The organism is Nocardia sienata NBRC 100364 (genome assembly GCF_001613205.1).
GTDB classification, from domain to species: Bacteria; Actinomycetota; Actinomycetes; order Mycobacteriales; family Mycobacteriaceae; genus Nocardia; species Nocardia sienata.
Map to the genome: position 1 here is coordinate 82980 of NZ_BDBX01000016.1, position 22427 is coordinate 105406.

Genomic DNA, 22427 nt, shown 5'->3' on the forward strand with positions numbered 1-22427 from the left:
CGGAAGCTATGCGGAGTCGCTGCCACGCATCATCTCGAAAACGGGTACCGGACGCCCGGCCCGCTCGCTCGCGCTCCGCGCCCGGCGCCACAACCCCTGTGCCGCACGGGAAAGGGTGGCGTCCACGCCGACCTCGGTACTGGCATCGATGATGTGCTGCGCGCCCGCGTCCATCATCTTGAAGGCCGCGAGATCTCCCCAGCCGCCGGCCTTCGCCGCAGCGGCGTACTCGGTCATGAAGAACGGGTACGCCTCACTGGACCGCACGGCGTACGGCAGGAACTGGTCGATATCGACACCGGAGCGATCGATCAGGGCGAGCGCCTGGTCGAAGGCGAGCATCCACGGATGGAAGACGGTCAGCAGCGCCTGATAGAAGACCTGCGCCAGACCGTCGTCCACCCCGAGGTACTCCTGCGGGCTCAGCGGCCGCAGGAGTTCGGCATGGGCCTCGAAGACCTCCCGCGGTCCGCTGTAGAAGACATATGAGGCGGGGTGCGAGATATTGTCACCCGCGGACATGAAACCGCCGGAAAGGAATTCGGCACCATGCTCCCGCACCCACGCGGCGCCCTTACGCGCGTTGTCGGGCGAATCCGAGGACAGGTTGGCGATCACCTTGCCGGGCAGACTGGAAACCGCCGGGCCGAGCACGTCGTACATCGCCGCGTAGTGGGTCAGGCTGAGCACTGTCACCTCATTGGCCTCCAGCGCTTCGGCCACGGTCGCGGCACGTTTCGCACCTTCGGCCACCATCGCGTCGGCCTTGTCGCCGCTGCGATTCCAGACGGTGACCTCGATACCGGCGGCGAGCAACGCCCGCACCATCGCCCGGCCCATCGGCCCCAGCCCGATGACACTGACGGACCGGATCTTCTCCTGAGACATTCGATGTCCTTCTCGGTAGTGGTTCAGCTGGTTGCGGCGCCGATACCGATGCTGGTCACGCGGGTAGAGTCGGACAAGAACGCACCTGCGGATGTGGTTGCTTACCGCCAGGTCCGTAACGACGTCAGGAGGAGAAGGTGGCCGGCGTGAGTGATGCGGATCACCAGGTGTGCGGTATGTCGCTCGCCATCGATGTGGTCGGTGGCAAGTGGAAACTGCACCTGATGTGGGTCCTCGGTGCGAGCCCGCAGCGATTCGGCGAGATCCGCCGGGCGCTGACGGGGGTGAGTGAGAAGGTGCTGACCGAGAATCTGCGCCAGCTCGAGGCCAGCGGCGTGGTGCGGCGAGAGGTGTACGCGGAGGTGCCGCCGCGGGTCGAATACTCGCTGACTCCGCTCGGCGAGGAGCTCGCGCAGGCGCTGCGTCCGCTCGAGGAATGGGGAGACAGGCACCGCGGCCATCTGGCCGCAGTCGCCTGCTGATCACCGGAAGTGGAGCCTAGGGGAATCGAACCCCTAACCCCTGCCTTGCAAAGGCAGTGCTCTGCCAATTGAGCTAAGGCCCCGGGCAGCCGTGCGGCGTGAGCCGCGAGTCGCCTGCGAAACACTAGCGTTCCGGCACGGACACCGTCAAACAAGGATACCCGCGGGCACCGATCAGCGCCGCAGTGCGCCGGTCGCCTCGAACTCCGCTTCCCGGCCCTGCATCTGCTCGCGATACCAGTTCTCCCGGTGCCAGAGCATGATCCGCTCGTGCACCCGGCCGAACGGCGGGACACGGCGGAGGAACTCCACAGCGGTGATCAGTGGGATCCTGGCGATGGGGACGAGCACGTAAGGGAAAGCCGCCGGCATCCGATAGCGGCGCCGGGTGGTGGGCAGCATGTAGAGGGCCGCATACGCCGAGTTGATCCGATAGTTGTAGTGCGCCCGCAGCCGAGCCGGGCCCCGCTGCTCCGGGCGCGGAGCGAACGCGGCGGGATAGGACTCGATGAGTTCGGCGCCCTGGGCACCGGAGTCGTAGGCCCGGGCGACCATGGTCATCGCCATAACCCGCAGCGTGTCGGCCACGGTCTCCGGATGCCAGCTCAGCCGGACGCCCAGGAGGTACCCCATGTACTTCTGGAAGTGCAGAAGCGCCCGGAACTCCGCGGGGGTCGTCTGGTAACCCAGCGCCCAGAGACCCAGCCTCGGGATCGTGCTCCCGGCGATCAGCGTGAGCAGCTGGTAGGTCTGGCTGATCGGCAGCCCCCACCGCTGAATCTCCCATTCCGGATGCCGTTTCACGCCCGCGCGCACCGAGACGTGCATGATCCGCACCTTCAAGGCGGTGGCACGCCCCGGCGAGCCCGGGCTCAGCAGTGCGCCGGGCTGGGAGACGTCCATCCAGAACCGGCAGGTTTCCAGGAAACGGCGCAACGCGCTGTCCCCGGCGTAACCACCGGCCAGCGAAAGCGGTGTGGCGACCGCGGATTCGGTGTACATCTCCAAGGTTTCCGCACCCGCGAAACTGAACAGCACCGTGCCCCAGCGCCGCCAGACCGCAGCGCCGCGTTCGACCAGTTCGGGACGAACCCAGGCGGGCACCGTCTCGAACTCGTCGAACAGCTCGCGCATGGAAGCGGGGGCGTCGGGGACCGCGTCGATACCGTCGCGCAGCGCGGTTTCCAGCAGCCGGCGGCCGTACTCACGGCCGGTCTCCCCGCGCATGACCTCCGCCACGAAGCGTTCCGCGACCGGGTCGCCGGCGAACATATCCGCGCACAGCGCCCGCGCCTGCTCGTCGGTCGGGAACAGCGCCGACCCGGTCACCGTCCGGAAGACCCGCTCGGCCCGCCTGACCGCGGGAGTCTCCCGTGCCTGCCAATAGCGGAAGGCGGCCGGACACTGCGCATCCGTCTTCGTGCCGCCCGGTGTCCCCGCTGGTATCGACATCGCTGCTCCCCTCACCGCGCGGCCGGCCGCCCTGGACCTGTGGCGTACCCGCGATGGCGCGCGGTCCACCCATACCAATCCGTATGGAAATACTGTACTTGAAGGTATGGAATTTACGCCGGAGAAATCCGCGCGTGGCCCCCGGAGACACAGACCGGGCGGCCGGCGCTCTGCCGTGATGGGCGAATACGTCGAGGCCGTCGGCCTCCTCCCCTACCATCGGAGTATGAGACCCAGCGTTGACCTGTCGAACCGATGACGGCGGGTTCGTCCACGGCTTCGCACCCCGATCCATCCGGCGACCGGACGGCGCCACCACGACCCCGATCGAAAAAAGCTCGCGCCCAACAGACCCGGCGCCGGCGCACTGCCCGGTTGTCCTACGACGACTGGGTGGACGGCGCGCTGAACCTGTTGTCCCGCGAAGGCGTCGCGGCGATCAGGATTCCGCGGTTGTGCCAGGAACTCGGCGTAACCAAGGGAAGCTTCTACTGGCATTTCGACGATATCGAACAGCTCATGGCGGCAATGGCCGACCGCTGGAGCGCGGTACAGAGCGAAACGATACGAGAGCTGGGCGGCTTCGCGGAAATTCCGGTCGAGGAACGGATCGAGAAGATGGCCGCCATGCTCGTCGACCATCGGCACTGGATCGTGGAGACCACGGTGCGGGAATGGTCGCGCAGCAACCCCAAGGTGGCCGATGCGGTACGCACCCTCGACCAGCGGGTGTTCGAAACGGTCTACCGGACGATGCTCGACCTGGGGTTCGACGAGAACCAGGCCGGGCTCCGGGCGGGCGCGATGGTCTACATCGGCCTCGGCCTGATCCACGGCCGGGACAATCTGCCGACACCGACCACCGAACAGGTGCACTCGGTCATCGAACTGCTGGCCCGGCCGTGAGCACGGCGGACCCGGAGGTCACCGAGTCCGCCGGCGACGACGGAGAACGTCGCCCGGGACGAGGTCAGCGTGTGGTGACCTCGTGCCACAGGTCGGCGTCGTCACGCTGGCGCAGCTTGCTGATACCGACGAGAACCGCAGCGACAAGACCGATGGTGAGAACGTATTTCATACTCTCGAGCCTAGTCCTGTGACACCGGAACAGCTCAATTCCGGACCGAACGGTATCCGGGCCGGCCGGGAAACGAACCAGCCCCCGAACCTCGTGAGGTTCGGGGGCTGCCTGCTCTCGTACAAGTGTGGGTCTAGGAGGACTTGAACCTCCGACCTCTTCGTTATCAGCGAAGCGCTCTAACCGCCTGAGCTATAGACCCGCGGGGCAGTCGTTCTATGTCGAGCAACCGCCGAGCACAGAGGTTACATGATTTCATGATATCAACCAAAACGGCAGGTAGACCGCTTGCAGAAACCTGGCTCGACCAGCCACAAAAGGCCGGTGACTGAGATCTGCAACGCAGGTTACGGACCGGCGAGAATACAGACATCCCGGCGCTCACGCAGCGAGAAGGCAGCATCAGCCCGCCACCTACCCGCGAATCCGATCCCTTTCGTCCTCCTCCCGCAGAGCTCCGCGAATGGCGTCGAAGTCGTCGCGGTGGCGGATGTAGAACTGCATCGTGGTCGTGGACTTCTCATGACCCATCACTTTGGCGACCTTGTGCGGCGGCAGCCCTGGTCGGCCAGCATCGTGCCATAAAAGTCTCGCAGGTCATGGAACCGGAACCCACCGGCTTCCCTGAGGGCCACTTGCCGAACCGCGTGCTCGTACTGGTTGAAGACCTCCGAGGACACTTCACCATTCGTCTGGGTCCGGTGTTCGATCGACACGATGCCGACCTACCCGAGGCGACGCGGAGCAGCCCGCGACACCTGGAAACTTTTGAACTGAAACAAGTCTGGAAACTCTGGAACTGGAACAAGTACAGCGCCGGACTGGAACTTCCTGCGCCCTTCCGGTCGAGCACGCCATCATCGAGAACGATCCGGACAACGAGTCCCTGCGAGCGCAAGCTCAGCGGCTGGTCGAGGCCCTCCGCCGTGAGCCCGTCGCGTGAACGCCGGGGAGTCATCGCCCGAACTGTTAGTGGGTTGCTGCCGAATTCAGCTATATAGGATCAAGAGGCGCCGGCGCTGCGCGCCGGCGCTGCACTACGGCGCGCAACGGCCCTGCTCGTACCTCACCGCCCGGCGCGCCGGTGCGTCGGCCGCACGCTGCGCCAACACCCGCCGATCCGAGATTGCCGAGTTTTCGATAACCGAGAAGTGTGGGCACGACGAGAGCCGTACCCGACCTACCTCCCGCAGTCGAGCGTGAGTCCGCTGGCTCTGTGCCCGGTCAATTGGCTGTGGTCCGGTCCCCTTGAGGTGCCATGGGGGCACAGGTTGCGGTTCGGTTCGTGGCCAGGGAACGCTCGCGCATCCGGTTCAGTTACCCGGCCGTGGTCACTCCAGTGGCCAGCTCACCTCCGAGGCGCGGGGAGCGCGGTGCTCCTCTCGCCCGTGCCTTCCCGCTGGTAAAGCACACAGTTTCAGCCCAGCGATGCAATAGTGTGACCACAAAAGTGACCCATAACACTGTGAACCCGCGACGGCTTTGGTAACTTCATTGCAGGACTTCAAAGGAAGTCCGATTAGCCTTCAGCCCTGCGGCCCCACGTCGCGGGGCTGTCGTGCATCTATGGCACCCACAGGTGCCGGCTCGTGACCAGAGGCTCTACAGTCGACCAGAGCAGCTCGTTGGCCTTCTTTGCGCGCACATCCGTGATCGTGGTGTAGTTCATCCGGTAATGCAAGTAGCAGACCAGGTCGGCTGCTTGGACGAGTCGGCTGTCGTATGACGGCGCAAAGTGGATGGTATCGGCGATGTTGGTCAATTTTTTACCCCAAGGACCGCTGCCGATGTGCTGATACTCCCAGAGGCTCTTCCGATGGGTATCGTGGTCGCCGACCTCGTCCGCAATCACCAAAATGGGCTGACGTTGCGTCTTGGCGTACACGTTCAACCGCTGCAGAAGGTGCTCGAGGACAGCCCGGTGTGGATGCCATGGCTCTTCGTACCGAGCCACAAGCTTCTTCCGGTCGACACCCCTGAGCATCACTTTGAGATTCCGCGTCGCCGCAAGCGCCGCTAGTGCCGCTTGGTACACGCTGATTCGCGCGCGAACCAACGGAGCCATCTCAGCCCAATCACCCTTGCCCTGGACCATGTCGTTTCCGTGTAACTCAGCGCGAGCGTCAACTGGCCATTTGCCAGCCGCATCTGACACCACCTGGTCCAAACGGGATGCAAGATCTAGCACTTCGTCCGACGGACAGATGACGGCCGAAATCCAATACACGCCTTTGTCGTACGACTCGTCTAGGTATGCCAAGAGCACCCGGTAAGTATCGCATCAACCATAGACATGATCGATCAAACGAGAACCCCGAGGATGAACAACCAGGATTCCGAATCCGCGACCTTCGGCCGCGTGACCCTGAGCGATGGTGGCCTGCATTGTGATCCCGCGCCACTCACAACTCGAGAGCGCCGATGGCGTCCCTACGGGATCAGCTTCGCTGACTCTTGACCTGTGAGCCTCTGCGCGTGACGGGCGGGCCTATGGGGCAGGCCGGTAGCCGGCCCCGGTGAGCGCAACCCACCACCGACCAGGGCCAAGAACCCGCGCGGTCCCGGGTATGCGAAACCAACGGACAGCGGATGACCGATCCGGCGGAATCGAGGCAGCAGAAAGCGAACCGGCCGGCGCCCAGGTGTGGGCGCCGGCCGGCAGGTACGCAAGAATTCAGTCCGGGTCGGCCAGGGTGACCTGGATACCGCCGACCATATCGCAGCACTGGTTGTAGATGAACGTGCCGACCGTGGCCAGCGCGGTGAACAGGACGACATTGATGAGCCCGATCACCCCGGCGTAGCCGAAGACCGTACCCGCGTCGATGAGCCCCACCGATCCGCTGTCCGGGGACACCATATCGGTGAAGGTGCTGTTGAGCCGCTCCCAGACGCCCATACCGGCGAGCACCATGTACAGCAGCGCGACGGCGATCATCCACACGAAGAACATGGCCACGCTGATCACCAGAGTGATCTTCAGCGTGGACCACGGATCGATCCGACGCACCTGGACGGTGGCGCGCAACGGTTCTCCGCCGAGCACCGCCTGCGGCAGCCCACGCGGCGCCGCCGGCGCGGGCGGGGGTGCGGCCGGAGGTGTGTACGGGTTGTGCTGCTGGTTGGGTGGCTGTTCCGGGGGTAGGGGATGCCTGATCTCGGAAAGATCCGGCATATCCTTCACCAGCTCCGGGCGCGCGATACTGCGCGTCGGCCCGTCCAGGCCAACGGATTTGGCCATGGCCGCTTCCTTACGTGCCGCCTTGGCCGCCAGGTCGCTGGTGGTACGGGCATTGGTGACCCCGCCCTGCAAACCCCCGCCGCCTTGCAGGCCGCCGCCCTGCAGGCCCACCGACCGCTGGGCGCCGCCCACCGGCATATGGCCGGGCCGTGAGAGGTTCGACTGCGGTTCCCGCTGCGGCAGCTGCGACCAGCCCTCCTGGTAACGGTTCGCCTCGGAACCGTTACCGGCCTGCTGATTACCCGCGCCGCCCTGCTGATCGCCCGGCCCGCCACCGGCCGGCGGACCGGGATTCCGGTCCGCCGGGGCATTGCGCGAGTCGGACGGGAATTCGCCTTGCTGCTCCTGCTTTTCGGGCTGCGGGCCGGCCGCGGGCGAACCACCGGACGGGTTACCGCCGGCCTGTTCGTGGTCCGCGGCCTCGCCCGGCCGCTGAGTCGGGCGCGGCGAAATCGGGGACGGGGTGACCCGCTCGGTCACGCCGTTCGTCTGCTGCCGCTCGTCGCTCGGCTGTTTCGGAGTGGTCAATGGGAATCCTCGGATCCGTTCTTTGCCGCCGATATGGGATTACTGCTCGGGAGAACCGCCGCCGTCGATCTGCTCGGGCTCGTCGGCGTTACGTGCGATCGCAAGCAAGGTATCGCCCTCGGCGAGGTTCATCAATCGCACGCCCTTGGTCTGCCTACCGGCCTTGCGCACCTGCCGGGCGGCAGTACGGATAACGCCTCCACTGGAGGTGATGGCATACAACTCGTCGTCGTCGTCGACGATGAGCGCTCCCACCAGGGTGCCACGCCGGGTGTCGTACTGGATCGTCAATACACCTTTTCCGCCGCGTCCCTGCGCGGTGTACTCCTCGATGGCGGTCCGCTTGGCATAGCCGCCCGAGGTCGCTACCAGCAAATATGTCCCGTCGCGGACCACATTCAGCGACAATAGGGCATCCTCGGCATTGAACCGCATACCCTGCACCCCGGAGGTGGCGCGTCCCATCGGGCGCAGCGCCTCGTCGGTGGCCGAGAAGCGGATCGACTGCCCCTGCGCCGAGACCAGCAGCAGATCGTCCTCGGCCGAACACAGTACGGCGCCGACCAATTCGTCGTTGTCGCGCAGGTTCACCGCCACGATCCCGCCGCTGCGGTTGGAGTCGAAGTCGACCAGGCGCGACTTCTTCACCAGGCCCTTCTGGGTGGCCAGCACCAGGTAGGCGGCATCCTCGTAGGACTTGATCCGGATGACCTGGGCGATCTTCTCGTCCGGCTGGAAGGCCAGCAGATTCGCCACATGCTGGCCGCGCGCGGTGCGGTTGGCCTCCGGCAATTCATATGCCTTGGCCCGGTATACGCGGCCTTTGTTGGTGAAGAACAACAACCAGTCGTGGGTCGAGGTCACGAAGAAGTGGCGGACGATATCGTCCTGCTTGAGGCCCGCGCCCTGCACACCCTTACCGCCGCGCTTCTGGCTGCGGTACAGATCGGTCTTGGTGCGTTTGGCGTACCCGGTCTCGGTGATGGTGACCACCACGTCCTCGCGGGCGATCAGATCCTCGTCGGCCACATCGCCGTCGGCGGAGATGATCTGGGTCCGCCGTTCGTCGCCGTGGCGCTCCACGATCTCGGCCAGCTCGTCCTTGACGATCGCGCGCTGCCGCTCCGGCTTCTCCAGAATGTCCTTCAGATCGGCGATCTCGGCCTCGAGCTTGGCGAGTTCGTCGATGATCTTCTGTCGTTCCAGCGCCGAGAGGCGCCGCAACTGCATATCCAGAATCGCGGTGGCCTGGGTCTCGTCGATATCGAGCAGTTCCATCAGGCCGGTCCGCGCGGTATCGGTATTGGCCGACCGGCGGATCAACGCGATGACCTCGTCCAGCTGATCCAGCGCCTTGACCAGGCCGCGCAGGATATGGGCCCGCTCCTCGGCCTTGCGCAGCAGGTAGCGGGTGCGCCGGACGATCACTTCCAGCTGATGGTTCACATACAGCCGGATCATCTGATCCAACCGCAGGGTGCGCGGTACGCCCTCGACGATGGATAGCATGTTCGCGCCGAAGCTGGTCTGCAGCTGGGTGTGCTTGTACAGGTTGTTCAGCACGACCTTGGCGATCGCGTCCCGCTTGACGGTGACCACGATACGCAGGCCCACCCGGTCCGAGGACTCGTCGTGGATATCGGCGACACCGGCGATCCGGCCGTCCTTGACCTGTTCGGCGATCGCGTTGATGAAGTTGTCGGTGTTGACCTGATACGGCAGACCGGTGATGACGATCGTGGTGCGACCGCGGGAATCCTCTTCGATCTCCACCACACCGCGCATCCGGATGGACCCACGGCCGGTGGTGTAGGCATCGTGGATCCCCTGGGTGCCGACGATCAGGCCGGCGGTCGGGAAGTCCGGGCCCTTCACCCGTTCCATACAGGCCGCGAGGGTGGCTTCCTCGTCGGCGTCGTGGTTGTCGAGCACCCAGTAGATGGCCTCGGCCAGCTCGGTCAGGTTGTGCGGCGGGATATTGGTCGCCATGCCGACCGCGATGCCGTTGCTGCCGTTCATCAGCATATTCGGCACGCGGCTGGGCAGGACTACCGGTTCCTGGGTCTTGCCGTCGTAGTTCGGGATGAAATCGACCGTGTCGTGGTCGATTTCGCGCAGCAGTTCCATCGCCAGCGGCGTGAGCCGGCATTCGGTATACCGCATGGCGGCGGCACCGTCGTTACCGCGGCTGCCGAAGTTGCCCTGGCCGTCGACCAGCGGATACCGCATGGCCCAGGGTTGGGCCATGCGGACCAGGGTGTCGTAGATGGCCGAATCGCCGTGCGGGTGGTAGTTACCCATGGTGTCGGCCACCGGCCGCGCGGACTTCACATAGCTGCGATCGGGCCGGTAGCCGTTGTCGTGCATCGCGTACAGGATCCGGCGGTGCACCGGCTTGAGGCCGTCACGGACCTCGGGCAGCGCGCGGCCCACGATCACGCTCATCGCGTAATCGATGTAGCTGCTCTGCATCTCCTGCTGGATATCGACCGGCTCGATCCGGTCGCCTGCGCTCTCCGGCGGCAGGGTGGTGTCGGTCATGCGAATCTCCTAGGTGCTGACGGAATACGGCAGGTCACCGCGCGCGGAAGCGCTGCGGGCGGACCGCCCTACACGTCGAGGAAGCGGACGTCCTTGGCATTACGGGTGATGAAGCTGCGGCGAGCCGCCACGTCCTCGCCCATCAGGACACTGAACAGTTCATCCGCGGCGGCCGCGTCGTCCAGTGTCACTTGACGGAGCACCCGGACCGAGGGGTCCATGGTGGTCTCCCACAGTTCCTTGGGGTTCATCTCGCCGAGACCCTTGTACCGCTGGATGCCGTCGTCCTTGTTGATCTTCTTCCCCGCCGCCAGACCGGCTTCGAGCAGACCGTCGCGCTCCCGGTCGGAGTAGGCGAACTCGGGCTCGACCCGATGCCACTTCAGCTTGTACAGGGGCGGCTGCGCCAGGAACACGTGACCGTGCTCGATGAGCGGCCGCATGAAACGGAACAGCAGCGTCAGCAGCAGCGTCGAGATGTGCTGGCCGTCGACATCGGCGTCGGCCATCAGCACGATCTTGTGGTAACGCAGCTTGGCGATATCGAACTCGTCGTGGATACCGGTGCCGAAAGCGGTGATGATCGACTGGACCTCGGCGTTCTTGAGGACCTTGTCGATACGTGCCTTCTCGACGTTGATGATCTTTCCGCGCAGCGGCAGGATCGCCTGGTACATGGAATCCCGGCCGGATTTGGCCGAACCGCCGGCGGAGTCGCCCTCGACGATGTAAATCTCGGATTTGCTCGGGTCCTTCGACCGGCAGTCGGCCAGCTTGCCCGGCAGTCCACCGATATCGGTCGCGCTCTTGCGCCGGACCAGCTCACGGGCCTTGCGCGCCGCGACCCGGGCCTGCGCCGAGGACACCGCCTTGTTGACGATGGTCTTGGCATCCGCCGGATTGGCCTCGAACCAATGCGCCAGATGCTCGTTGCAGGCACGCTGCACGAAAGACTTCACTTCGGTATTCCCGAGTTTGGTCTTGGTCTGGCCCTCGAACTGCGGTTCGCTGACCTTCACACTGACGATGGCGGCCAGACCCTCACGGATGTCGTCGCCGGTGAGGTTGCCGTCCTTTTCCTTGAGGAGCTTCTTCTCCTTCGCGTACCGGTTGACCACCGTTGTCAGCGCGGCGCGGAAGCCCTCCTCATGGGTGCCGCCCTCATGGGTGTTGATGGTGTTGGCGAAGGTGTGTACCGACTCGGAGTAGCCGGAGTTCCACTGCATCGCGACCTCGAGCTCATGCCCGGTGCCCTTACCGTTGAACGAGACCACCGAGTTGTGGATCGGCTGCTTGGTCCGGTTGATGTGCCGGACGAAATCTTCCAGACCGCCCGGGTAGTGGTAGGTGCGGGTCTTCACCTTGGGTTCGGCCGCGGGCTTCTCGCCGTTGTCGTCGTGCTTGGGCGCTTCGGCGGTGTCGCTGACCACCTCGTCGGTGATCTCGATATCGCTGACGCGCTCGTCGGTCAGGACGATGGTCAGGCCCTTGTTCAGGAAGGCCATCTCCTGCAGGCGCCGCGATACGGTCTCGAAGTTGTAGGTGGTGGTCTCGAAGACCGCGGGATCGGCCCAGAACCGGATGGTGGTTCCGGTGGCCTTGGTCGGCTCGCCCTGGACCAGCTGCCCCGGGACCGCGTCCTTGTAGGTCTGGCTCCAGTGGTAACCGTCGGTATCGACCTCGGCTTCGAGCCGGCTGGACAGCGCGTTGACCACGGAGATACCGACACCGTGCAGACCGCCGGATACGGCGTAGGAGTCGGAGTCGAACTTGCCGCCGGCGTGCAGCTGGGTCATGACGACCTCGATGGTCGGGATGCCCTGGGCGTGCATCGCGACGGGGATACCACGGCCGTCGTCGACGACCTGCACACCGCCGTCGGCGAGGAGGGTTACCTCGACCTTGGTGGCGTGGCCGGCCATCGCCTCGTCGACGGAGTTGTCCACAACCTCCCAGATCAGGTGGTGCAAACCGCGCTCACCCGTGGAGCCGATGTACATGCCCGGGCGCATCCGCACCGCCTCGAGGCCTTCCAGGACCTTGATGGAGGAGGCACCGTAGTCCTGCTTTTCCGATGCGCTCGAGCCTGATGCTTTGGAGTCTTTGGCAGCCACTGGTCGGTAGCTCTCCTTACTTGCTGATCCCCGGGACGGCGGTGGGACAGCGCACGTGGGCCCGGGACCGATCGCAGGGCTGCACGCAACGCGCCGAGGGTATCGCCGCTGATTTACAGTTCCATCCTACTTCGCGGCCCAACTTACAGTGCACCTGCGACACCCCTGACGGCTTCCTGGGTGAGAGAAATCGGACCGGCACGGGTCCCCTCGCGATGCGGCCGTTTCGAAGCACCAGATTCGGCCTGAGAGTTCACTGAGGCGCGGGGACGATGAGCACTGCGCGCGTTCGAGGTGAAACCGCGTTCTAACCGTAGGTATCGCGGGGTCCGCGGCCCCGGATATGACGTTGTCCCTTGCGCCAGCTCGGCGCCGTCGGCCCGGAGATACGCAATGAACGGACCACACCGGGCCCCACCGCCGCGCTGATCTTCGCGAGCAACTGCGCCTGCAGCAGACGCAACTGCGTGGCCCAGGCCGTGGACTCGGCCGCGACACTCAATACCCCGTTCTCCAGCGCCACCGGTTTCGCATGGGCGGCGATGTCCTCCCCGACCACACCCGACCAGTGCCCGAAAACGGTGCCTTCGGCCACTTTGGTGGACCAGCCGCGACTGCGCGCGATCGAGGTCGCGAGTTTGGACAGTGGCTGTGGATCGCGATCGTCGGGACGAGGACCCGACCATCCGCTGCGGCGGCGGGCGCCGGAACGGAGACCACGGCGTGGGGAGGAGCGTCCCTGACCGACGGATTTACCGCTGGCGCGCGCCGCCGCCCGAGCCTCCTCCAGCGCCCGGCGAGCCAGGTCGATCCCGCGCAACTCCGGTTCGGTCGGGGGCGTGGCGCCACCGGGTGTTCCGGGCTGGTCGGTCATCGCTGCTCCACTCACCGGTGCGAGTTATCCCCAGGTTCGACCGGTTTTTCCTCAGGCTGTGCACATCCGGGAACCCGCTCCCGACTCCGCGCCCCGGGATCGGCACCGCTGCCGATCTTTCGGTAAATCTGCTGCTCAGTACGGGTATTTCGGTGCCGGTGCCGGTTGTCTCCGAATGGACCGGGTAGCCGTCCGGGGTATGAGGCGACGACCTGGTCGAACAAGTTATCCACAGGCTGTGGATAACTGATTTTCGATACCGGACGGGGGATAACGGCCCGGTGTACCGGCTCACTCTACGAACGGCCCGGCGCGCATGCAAGACGACGGCGGGCGCGTGTCCGTCAACCCGGCGGATCACCGGCCATCGCCGCGGGCGGGTCACCACCGGCGACCGGGCGCCGGGTCGCGAAACCGGATATCCGATGCTCCGGGTCACCGGTTGTCGTCACCTGCAAAGTGGCGCCGATCAGCTCGGCGGGCACGTCCTCGGGTACGGCCGCGGTGATCAGCACCTGCTCGGCGGCCGCCGCCACTGTGGCCAGGGCGGTGCGGCGACGCCGGTCGAGTTCGGCGAAGACATCGTCGAGCAACAGGACCGGTTCGGTCCCGTCCGCGCGGAGGAGTTCGAATGCCGCGAGCCGCAGCGCCAGCGCGAACGACCAGGACTCCCCGTGACTGGCGAAACCCTTGGCCGGGGTTTCCCCGAGCATCAGTTCCAACTCGTCCCGGTGCGGACCGACCAGGCAAACACCTCGTTCGAGCTCCTTGGCCCGCGCCGCGGCGAGTTCACGCAGCAGGATCTCCTCCAGCAGGGCCGGATCACCGGGCTCGGGCGGCCGGCCGGGATCGAGCAACTCGGCCGGCAGGGCCCCGCTGCGGTACCCGATCGCCGCGGGCCGGGACTCCGGCGCGAGAGCCGCATACGCGCGGGTCAGATGTGGATGGAATTCGTGGACCAGGCGCAACCGCTCCGCGAGCAGGATCGAGGCATGGCCGGCCAGGTGCCCGTCCCAGACGTCCAGCGTGCCGAGATCGGCCCGTGCGGACCGTCCCGCGGTCTTCAGCAGGGCCGAGCGCTGCCGCAGCACCCGGTCGTAATCGGCGCGTACACCGGCCAGACCGGGTCGTCGCGCCGTGCACAACTCGTCCAGGAAACGGCGGCGCTCCCCCGGGTCGCCCCGGACCAGCGCCAGATCCTCGGGGGCGAACAACACGGTGTGCAGAATGCCGAGGATCTCTCGCGGCCGGCGCACCGGGGACCGGTTGATCTGGGCCCGATTGGCCGCGCCGCGGTTGAGTTCGATATCGATCCGCAATTCGCGGCCCAGATGCACCACATTCGCGCCGATCCGGGCACGATCGGCGCCGGCCCGCACGAGCGGTGCGTCGGTGGAGACCCGGTGTGACCCCAGCGTGGACAGATAGCCCAGCGCTTCGAGCAGGTTGGTCTTGCCGTTACCGTTGGCCCCCAGGAAAACCGTAGGGCCTGTGGATAACTCGATCTCAGCATGCTCCCAGGATCGGAAATCACGCAAGGTCAGAGCACGGATATGCACCTGTTCACACCATCCGGGAAATGACAGCCCGGTTATCCACAGCTGTGGATAACCGGGGATAGCGCAGGTCGCAGCGCTGGTTTGCGGAGGTATCGCTACCGACCGCTACGGCAGGCACGGTACACCAACACCGGCCGTAACGGGTGGATGTGTGCCGGTTCGTCTTTCCCGAACCCACGCCCGCTCAGCCCGGGAGCCGGACCGGCATCAACAGATAGATGTAGTCGCTCTCCAGCGCCGGATACGCACCGGAATCGAGCGGCTCCGGTTCCTCGTCGCGGGCGGGCAGCAGCACAGCCGGGCGGCTGGGGGTGGTGAACCCGAAGGTGACCCGCTCGGAGCGCAGCGCGGACAAACCGTCGATCAGGTAGCCGGGATTGAAGGCGATGGTCAGCGGTTCGCCCCGGAAATCGGCGGTGAGCCATTCCTCGGCGCGGCCGGCGTCGTCGCCGCCCGCCGACAGCAGCAGACCTTCACCGGAGAATTCCAGTCGCACCTGGGCACCGCGCTCGGCCACGAGCGCGACACGCTTGATCGCCTCGGTGAGCGAGGCGACCTCCAGTGTCGCGATCGAAGTGTGCTCCTTGGGGAGCAACTGGCGGAACTTGGGGAATTCGGCATCCAGCAGCCGGGTGGTGGTCCGACGACCACCGTTGACGATGCCCAGCAGTCCGTCGGCACCCGCTCCGGACCCCAGCGACAACTGCACCAGCCGGTCGGAGGCGCCCAGCGTCTTGGCTGCCTCGGACAGGGTGCGGGCGGGAATGAGCACCGCTGTCTCGATATCGGTGCGGGCGGGCTGCCACTGGATGTGCCGTACCGCGAGCCGGAACCGGTCGGTGGCCGCCAGCACCACCTGCGGCCCCTCGATCTCGACCCGGATACCGGTCAGCATGGGGAGTGTGTCGTCGCGGCCGGCGGCGACGGCCACCTGTCCGACCGCCTCACCGAATACCTCGACCGCCAGCTCCCCGCTGGACTGCGGGACCTCCGGCAACTGGGGATAGTCCTCCACCGGCATGGTCGGGAGCGAGAACTTGGCGCTACCGCACTGGATCAGCACGCGGGTGCCGTCCACGGAAACGTCCACCGGTTTGTTGGACAACGCCTTGGTGATATCGGCCAGCAGTTTGCCCGAGACCAGGACACGCCCGGGGCCGGCGACCTCGGCAGCGACCCGCATCTGCGCGGAGACCTCGTAGTCGAATCCGGAGACGGTCAGTCCGTCCTCGTCCGCGACCAGCAGGACTCCGCCGAGCACCGGGACCGGCGGGCGGGACGGCAGACTTCGCGCCACCCAGGCGACCGACTCCGCGAAATCCTCACGCGCGACCCGAAACTTCATGCCTGCAAGGTCCATCGCCCGAGGTGTCCTCTCCCGTTCAGTGTGGATCGACGGCTGTGCTGCCCCCGCGTATCCCGCTGTGCCGACTCCGCCACCGGCACGGCGGTCGATGCGGCGGCCGGAAATCCGGACCGACCGCCCCAGGAGTCTGGCACAAGCGGCCGACATCAGACCGTACCCCGTTTCGAGCTACGCGGTCGGCTGCCCCTCCGAGTGGAGGATACGTCCTGCGGCGGTGCCCGGGCCAGGCCGGGCGGGCATATCGAGCCGTATCGCCGTTGCCTGGGCCGATCGGCTGTGTACGACTGTGGATGAACAGCGGATGCGGCCGCTGTGGAACCTCCGGGCGTCGGGTCGCCGATATCCGCGCGCTCTCCCTGGTGTGGCCGTATCCACAGTCGTTCATAGGTAGCGGTGTGGACAACCGGGCAACCGGTCTCCCGTGCGGTGGCCGGATCACCACTTCTCGTCGGCGGCCCGGCGGCTGCTCTTCTCATCGATGTGGCGCAAACGCCGGCACGCCGCCGGCCGCGCCTCGATATGCGATCGATCGCCGATACGGGTTCCGGGTCTTCGGACGGGGCGTGTGGGTCGTAGCCGGACCTCGTTGTACGAGCGCCGGAGCGCGGTGTTGTGAGAGCGCCACAGGGCGGGCAGGGGAACGAGTCCGGTCCGGGTCTTCGAACAGATGGAGATCTGTGCAGCCGTGGAATGCCGCCCGCGAGTGAGCGCTGAACTTCCCGTGTCTGCCTCGCTGTCCTTGTCTCTCTTTCCGGCTCTGTGCGGTGGCGCGGTCCGCTCGAGACTTGTCCACACAACCTGTTTTGAAGAGAAATTCTCTAGATGAAGAACAGGAGTAGTAATAGGCCCTGTGGAAACTGTGGATTCCGCTGGTTTCCCCAGCTCACACCGCGTGTCTGCCTGTGGATGGCCAGGGGATAACTCGAGGATGAATCGAAGGCGGCTGTGGACAGGTTTTGTTGTCCACACCGCGTCCACAGGCCGTCCCCAACTCGGTCCCCAGATTCTGGCCAGTTGTGCACACTGTGCATGGATCCGTGGACAACCTGTGGATTCCTCGAGGAATCCTCGAGGAATCCACAGGTTGTCCCCAGCCCTCTGACCGGAACGTCGCTGCTCAGTAGCTGTGGACCAAATCGCCTGTGGAAACTGTGGATAAACAGCTTGTGGACAAGTTGCCCCCAGTACCCTCCTGATCCTGTGGACGAGCCGGTGGACAACCTGGGGAATCCACAGGTGTGGATAAGACATATGCCCAGCTCAGGGCCTTCACAAGCTGTTAGCAACACACCTGTGGATGCTTTCGACACGCCGATGCTTGTGGTATTCGGGTACGGCAGCGGGAGAAAGGTGATTCGAACGGTCGGGCAAGCGGATTGCGGCAGAACAACATCCGGGCTCGCCGCGCGAGCCGGAGGTCCGCCGCGGTCGACGAGTCGCCGCCCGAAAGGGGGCGGATCGCCCGGTCGGCGATTGCGGTTCGATCAGTGGACGACCCAGGCCCGCTCTCTTGCCTCCTGCCGAGTGGCAGTGGTGCCCGGACGAGGTAGAACACGTGCCCGGCCCGCATGCGGGCCGGCCTCGAGAACGGACCGAGAACCGAACTTCTCGGCATGAGTCCGCGCTATCGATCCGGGAGCGACGATAAATTCGAAATCGCGCGCGGGCCCATGGCAACCCGCGCGGGAGCGGTAACGGCCGCTCAGGCGACGCGGGTCGCGATTCCCGGATAGCTCAGTACGAGGCCCGATGCGTCGTAGATCAACCGGCAGGCGAAATCGAATGCGGGGGCGGAGTAGTCGTAGCGCTGCCGGGTACCGTCGTCGCTGGTGCGCCGATAGTTCTGTTCCAGGCGTGCGACGTAGAGATCGGTCGCGCGCACGTAGACCGCGGGCGCCGCGGCGCAGCCACCGGCAGGCAGCGCCAGGCGGTGGACGGGCAACATATTCGTCATGGCCGACGATTCCAGGTCCACGTCGAGGCAGCCGTCCAAATGCGGCGCCTCCGTACCGTCGATCACCCACCGCCCGGCACCGTCCGACTCGATCAGCACCGTATGCCATCCGGTAGGCGACCGGCCGGTGATGCGCGCGGAGCGGGTCGTCCAGCCCGAATCGACCGTGATCTCGTACTGCACGTACCAGGCCTGATCGTCCTCGACGGCGGTAGTGCAGCCCTCCATACGATGGCCGTCGCCGTCCCGCCATAGGTGGACGACCTCGAAGCCCGACCGGGCGTCCCGATGCGACCATGCCGCGGCCACCGGTAGATCGGTGAACGACATCTCTGCTCGCCTCCCCTGCGTCTTCGGCCGCGCGCGCCGGTTCGGCTCCGCTCTACTGCCCGGGCCGTCCCGGCCGCCGCATCGGCACCTGGTATGGCACACCGCCGATGCGGACGGGGAACCTCGCCCGCACGAACAGCTCATCGCCGATCGGGTGAAGATATCGCCTACTGAAATCCGGGTGCACATCCGCCGGACACCGCGCGTACGCGACGGTCAGCGGGAGCGTTGTTTGATCCGGGCGGTGAGTTCCTGGACCTGGTCGTACACCCGGCGGCGCTCCGACATCTCCTTGCGGACTTTCTTCTCCGCGTACATGACGGTCGTATGGTCGCGCCCGAATGCCTGACCGATCTTGGGCAGCGACAGATCCGTGAGTTCCCGGCAGAGATACATCGCGATCTGCCGGGCCTGGGCGAGCGGCCTGGCCTTACCCGGCCCGGTGAGCTCGTCCATCGAAGTATTGAAGTACTCGGCCGTGACGCCCATGATCGTGGACGCGGTAATTTCCACATCCTGGGATTCGGGCATCAGATCGCGCAGCACCACCTCGGCCACCGATTGATCCAGAGGCTGCCCGTTCAACGACGCGAAAGCGGTCACCCGGATCAGCGCGCCTTCGAGTTCGCGGATATTGCGTTCCACCCGGCTGGCGATGAGTTCCAGGACGTCGTGTGGCACATCGAGACGATCCATACGCGCCTTCTTGCGCAGAATGGCGATGCGTGTTTCCAGCTCGGGCGGCTGCACATCGGTGATCAGTCCCCACTCGAAGCGGGTGCGCAGCCGCTCCTCCAGCGTGGCCAGCTGTTTGGGCGGCCGGTCAGAGGACACCACGATCTGCTTGTTCGCGTTGTGCAGGGTGTTGAAGGTATGGAAGAACTCTTCCTGGATGCCTTCTTTGCCTTCGATGAACTGGATATCGTCGACGAGCAGGATGTCGGTCTCCCGGTAGCGGCGCTTGAACGCCACTTTGCGGTCGTCGCGCAGACTGTTGATGAAGTCGTTGGTGAATTCTTCGGTGGAGACGTATTTGACCCGCATCCCGGGGAAGAGCCGCTGGGCGTAGTGGCCGGCGGCGTGCAGCAGATGAGTTTTGCCGAGCCCCGAGGCACCCCAGACGAACAGCGGATTGTAGGCGCGAGCCGGGGCTTCGGCGATGGCGACGGCCGCGGCGTGTGCGAAGCGGTTGGATGCGCCGATGACGAACGTTTCGAAGGTGTACTTCGCGTTCAGGCTGGCCGACGGTTTCGCCGTATCCCCGGTACCCGGCGATTTCGCGAAGAATGTGGGCCAGGAGTCCCGGACGTTCACCACCTTCTCGTCCTCGAGGGGCACGTCGGGTTCCGGATCGACCCCTGGGTCGCGGACACTTTCGCGCAAACTGTCGAGATCGGTATCGCGCACCTCGTCCCGCGGTGCGCGATCACCGGGGGCGAGGTCGGGTGCGAACAGGGTTTCCTGGGCGGGGCGGGCGGCACGGCGTGGCGGAAGGATCGGATCCAGGTCGGGCCCGCCGTCCCGGACCGATGGTGCACCGCGCTCCCGGCCGTTTGCCACCGGGTCGGCCATATCGCCGCGGTTGCCCGCGTAGGGGTCGAGGTACTCCGCGGGCGGATACTCCCGATCCCGCTCGTATCCGGTGTCCCGCGGATATTCCGCGGACGGTGTGTATTCGCGCGGGTAGGACCGTGGTGCGGGATAAGGATCCCGTATCGGATCCTCGGTGTCGCGGGGTAGCACCGGATCGGAAGGAAAACTTCCGCCGTGCGGTAGCTCGGGCAGGGTCGGCCGACGCGGCGGCTCCCCCGGCAGCGGATCGGTGGTGCGCGGCAGTGTGGGATTGCGGGGCAGTTCTCCGGTCAGCGGCAGCTCGGCCTCATGGGAGAAGCCCCGGCCGGGAAAACGCGGTTCACCGGAGGCCTCCGCGGGATGCGGAAAACCGGGTTCCGGCTGGTATCCGCGCCCTGGGTACTCAACCCCCTCGGGGTCACGCACGGCCTCGTCCGGCCACGAGGTCTCGGCCGGTCCGGTCGGGGGGAAAGAGGGCGGGGCGGGCCGGGAACGACCGTTACCGAAATGGTCGGGCCGGCCGGCCGGCTCCGGTCGGCTGGTCATCCGGGCGTGCCGGGCCGGACCGTTGTCGGCGCCGGTGGGCAGAGGCGCGGCTATCCGGACCCCGAGACCTTCCACCTGGGGCCCCAGCCGGCGGCCGAGCGACCGGAGAATGGGTTCGCGCAGGTCACGTTCAATGGCTTCCTGAGCGAGGGAGGAGGGAACCGAGAGCAGCGCGAAGCCCTGCACGACCATCAATGGTTTGACCAGTTTGAGCCACGCCTGCTGAGCTCGGGTCACCGCGCCGATGGCACCGTCGGGCGAACCGGTGGTCAACTCCGCGACCACCTCCGGCCACACCGTGGCCAGTACGTTCTGCTCGTCGTCCATCCAGTGTCCTCCCCGGGAGTCGGTTGCTCGGCGCAGACGTCCGGGGCTCGCGGTGCGTCCACTGTACTGGTTCGTCCCAGTGACACCGCATACGTCCGCACCACCGCTCCGCCGTATCCCATGGATACGGTGCCCGGGGACGCTGCCCGGAATCCCCGATCTTCCGGCTGCGGCGTGGCACCTTCGGCCCTACGAATATGCCATTCACAGGGTATTTCCACACAATTATCCACAGATGGGGACAATCTCGGCGGACCGCCGCCCGCGGTCCCGCGCTGTGCGCGGGTCGGTGATGAGCGCCCGACCTGCACCCCTGTGCGTGCCCCACGATCGCATGGTGATCATCGCCACCTCGGGCGGGCGCCCGGATCGTCCGGTGTCCGCGAGGAACGCCGCAACCCGGGGGGCGAGTTTGACCCGGTAGAACTGGGTAAGTACCCTCGTACAGTCACCCCCCGGCGTGGTGATTGTTCTGTGCTGACCGTTCGCCAGGACCGCGGCGCCGGGTAGACATCGCCAGAATCACCGAAAAGCTTCGGGTGCCGCAGGGCGCCCACCAATTCGAGGAGTGTTGACCGTGGCCAAGGGCAAGCGGACGTTCCAGCCGAACAACCGTCGTCGGGCGCGCGTCCACGGTTTCCGTCTCCGGATGCGGACCCGTGCGGGCCGCGCTATCGTCTCCGCGCGCCGCCGTAAGGGCCGCGGCACCCTCACCGCCTGATTCCCCGTCGAATTCGGTGTCCGATGCCGGGTCCGCCGAACCCCGTAACCCACGCCGCCGGTAGCTACGCCGCAGCGGCGGCTTCGACGAGCCTCGGGCGTCCGGGTGCTTCCTGAGCCGCACCGGCTGCACCACCGTGCCGACTTCTCCCGAACGGTACGGCGCGGCAGGCGCATGGGAAATCGCGATCTGGTCGTTCACGTGCTGGCCGATCAGGGCGACCAGGCACTGCGTGACGTGCCGGTTCGTTCCGGTGGTCCGCGATTCGGGCTGATCGTCAGCAAGGCGGTGGGCAACGCGGTCGTACGACACCGCACGGCCCGCCGCCTGCGTCATATCTGTGCAGAACTGACCGCCGACATCCCCGCCGAGGTGGATATCGTGATCCGCGCACTTCCCGGAGCCGCGACAGCCGGCAGCGGCGAGTTGCGCCGCCAGCTGCGCAGCGGATTGCGCAAGCTCGGTGTTCTATCGGCCGTGACGGCCGGCCGGGGTACGTCACGATGAGCGCGCTGGTTGCTTGCGCGGCGACCGTCCGCCGGTGGCCCGCGAATATTCTGATCTTCTCGATCGAGCTGTACCGGACCTACGTCTCCCCCACTCGCTTGCCGGTGTGCCGATTCACCCCCACCTGTAGTGAGTACGCGGTGACCGCACTGCGCACCCGTGGGCTGGTGATCGGTCTCGGACTGACGGCCGTGCGACTGGCCAAATGCGCGCCCTGGCACCCTGGTGGGTGGGATCCCGTACCGGAGCGGCGGCGCAACGTCGGCCACGACGATCCGCGGACCGAAGCTTGTAAGGGATCACCGCACGCGGTGATCGGTGACACTACCGACGGGAGTGCATAGAGC

Annotated in this window: 16 protein-coding genes and 2 tRNA genes; 5 read left to right on the top strand and 13 right to left on the bottom strand. The window is 66.0% G+C overall.

Going from position 1 to position 22427, the window contains the following annotated elements; all coding sequences use genetic code 11:
- Positions 1 to 6: 6 nt before the first annotated feature.
- Entirely contained in the window at positions 7 to 1143 is a 1137-nt protein-coding gene (locus NS4_RS11115; protein WP_281218918.1) for an NAD(P)-dependent oxidoreductase, read from the bottom strand.
- On the opposite strand from NS4_RS11115, the gene NS4_RS11120 reads away from it, so the two are divergent.
- Entirely contained in the window at positions 1065 to 1370 is a 306-nt protein-coding gene (locus NS4_RS11120; protein ID WP_063059478.1) for a winged helix-turn-helix transcriptional regulator, read from the top strand. The genes NS4_RS11115 and NS4_RS11120 overlap by 79 nt on opposite strands.
- A gap of 10 nt (positions 1371 to 1380) precedes the next feature.
- Here the strand turns inward: NS4_RS11120 and NS4_RS11125 are convergent.
- A tRNA-Ala gene (locus tag NS4_RS11125) sits at positions 1381 to 1453 on the bottom strand.
- A 91-nt stretch (positions 1454 to 1544) separates the two neighbouring features.
- A complete protein-coding gene (locus tag NS4_RS11130; protein ID WP_063059446.1) occupies positions 1545 to 2822 on the bottom strand; it encodes an oxygenase MpaB family protein in 1278 nt (425 codons plus the stop codon).
- A gap of 375 nt (positions 2823 to 3197) precedes the next feature.
- Between NS4_RS11130 and NS4_RS11135 the strand changes: the two genes are divergently transcribed.
- Entirely contained in the window at positions 3198 to 3728 is a 531-nt protein-coding gene (locus tag NS4_RS11135) for a TetR/AcrR family transcriptional regulator (protein ID WP_063059447.1), read from the top strand.
- Between the two features lie 300 nt (positions 3729 to 4028).
- Here NS4_RS11135 and NS4_RS11140 read toward each other — a convergent pair.
- The 10 genes from NS4_RS11140 to dnaA form a co-directional block, all read right to left on the bottom strand.
- Positions 4029 to 4102 (bottom strand) — tRNA-Ile (locus NS4_RS11140).
- Positions 4103 to 5464: 1362 nt separating this feature from the next.
- On the bottom strand, positions 5465 to 6166 hold the full coding sequence (locus tag NS4_RS11145; protein ID WP_063059448.1) for a DUF3800 domain-containing protein: 702 nt from the start codon (positions 6164 to 6166) through the stop codon (positions 5465 to 5467).
- A 408-nt stretch (positions 6167 to 6574) separates the two neighbouring features.
- On the bottom strand, positions 6575 to 7669 hold the full coding sequence (locus NS4_RS11150) for a DUF3566 domain-containing protein (protein ID WP_063059449.1): 1095 nt from the start codon (positions 7667 to 7669) through the stop codon (positions 6575 to 6577).
- A gap of 39 nt (positions 7670 to 7708) precedes the next feature.
- Positions 7709 to 10210, bottom strand: a complete 2502-nt coding sequence (gene gyrA / locus NS4_RS11155) for a DNA gyrase subunit A (RefSeq protein WP_063059450.1) — start codon at positions 10208 to 10210, stop codon at positions 7709 to 7711.
- 68 nt (positions 10211 to 10278) lie between these two features.
- Positions 10279 to 12324: a DNA topoisomerase (ATP-hydrolyzing) subunit B gene (gyrB, locus tag NS4_RS11160; RefSeq protein WP_063059451.1), complete on the bottom strand. Its 2046-nt coding sequence runs from the start codon at positions 12322 to 12324 to the stop codon at positions 10279 to 10281.
- A gap of 307 nt (positions 12325 to 12631) precedes the next feature.
- A complete protein-coding gene (locus NS4_RS11165) occupies positions 12632 to 13198 on the bottom strand; it encodes a DUF721 family protein (RefSeq protein ID WP_063059452.1) in 567 nt (188 codons plus the stop codon).
- 344 nt (positions 13199 to 13542) lie between these two features.
- Positions 13543 to 14757, bottom strand: a complete 1215-nt coding sequence (recF, locus tag NS4_RS11170) for a DNA replication/repair protein RecF (RefSeq protein WP_084487112.1) — start codon at positions 14755 to 14757, stop codon at positions 13543 to 13545.
- 184 nt (positions 14758 to 14941) lie between these two features.
- Positions 14942 to 16117 carry a DNA polymerase III subunit beta gene (dnaN, locus tag NS4_RS11175; protein ID WP_063059453.1) on the bottom strand — a complete coding sequence of 392 codons (1176 nt, stop codon included), beginning with the start codon at positions 16115 to 16117 and terminating at the stop codon, positions 14942 to 14944.
- A gap of 1708 nt (positions 16118 to 17825) precedes the next feature.
- On the bottom strand, positions 17826 to 18407 hold the full coding sequence (locus NS4_RS11180) for a putative glycolipid-binding domain-containing protein (protein WP_063059454.1): 582 nt from the start codon (positions 18405 to 18407) through the stop codon (positions 17826 to 17828).
- 216 nt (positions 18408 to 18623) lie between these two features.
- Positions 18624 to 20192, bottom strand: a complete 1569-nt coding sequence (dnaA, locus tag NS4_RS11185; RefSeq protein ID WP_501193443.1) for a chromosomal replication initiator protein DnaA — start codon at positions 20190 to 20192, stop codon at positions 18624 to 18626.
- A 1237-nt stretch (positions 20193 to 21429) separates the two neighbouring features.
- Here dnaA and rpmH point away from each other — a divergent pair.
- The 3 genes from rpmH (at position 21430) to yidD (ending at position 22424) form a co-directional block, all read left to right on the top strand.
- Positions 21430 to 21573 carry a 50S ribosomal protein L34 gene (gene rpmH / locus NS4_RS31440; RefSeq protein WP_058854877.1) on the top strand — a complete coding sequence of 48 codons (144 nt, stop codon included), beginning with the start codon at positions 21430 to 21432 and terminating at the stop codon, positions 21571 to 21573.
- A 105-nt stretch (positions 21574 to 21678) separates the two neighbouring features.
- Positions 21679 to 22080 carry a ribonuclease P protein component gene (rnpA, locus tag NS4_RS11190; protein WP_063059456.1) on the top strand — a complete coding sequence of 134 codons (402 nt, stop codon included), beginning with the start codon at positions 21679 to 21681 and terminating at the stop codon, positions 22078 to 22080.
- Positions 22077 to 22424 carry a membrane protein insertion efficiency factor YidD gene (gene yidD / locus NS4_RS11195; RefSeq protein ID WP_063059457.1) on the top strand — a complete coding sequence of 116 codons (348 nt, stop codon included), beginning with the start codon at positions 22077 to 22079 and terminating at the stop codon, positions 22422 to 22424. Before rnpA ends, yidD begins: the two co-directional genes overlap by 4 nt.
- Positions 22425 to 22427 lie beyond the last annotated feature (3 nt).

Excerpts from the sequence above, each read along its gene's own strand:
- NS4_RS11180 (WP_063059454.1), bottom strand. The coding sequence starts at position 18,407 with ATGTCGTTCACCGATCTACCGGTGGCCGCGGCATGGTCGCATCGGGAC.
- NS4_RS11130 (WP_063059446.1), bottom strand. The coding sequence starts at position 2,822 with ATGTCGATACCAGCGGGGACACCGGGCGGCACGAAGACGGATGCGCAG.
- dnaN (WP_063059453.1), bottom strand. The coding sequence starts at position 16,117 with ATGGACCTTGCAGGCATGAAGTTTCGGGTCGCGCGTGAGGATTTCGCG.
- yidD (WP_063059457.1), top strand. The coding sequence starts at position 22,077 with ATGAGCGCGCTGGTTGCTTGCGCGGCGACCGTCCGCCGGTGGCCCGCG.
- NS4_RS11120 (WP_063059478.1), top strand. The coding sequence starts at position 1,065 with ATGTCGCTCGCCATCGATGTGGTCGGTGGCAAGTGGAAACTGCACCTG.
- gyrA (WP_063059450.1), bottom strand. The coding sequence starts at position 10,210 with ATGACCGACACCACCCTGCCGCCGGAGAGCGCAGGCGACCGGATCGAG.
- NS4_RS11165 (WP_063059452.1), bottom strand. The coding sequence starts at position 13,198 with ATGACCGACCAGCCCGGAACACCCGGTGGCGCCACGCCCCCGACCGAA.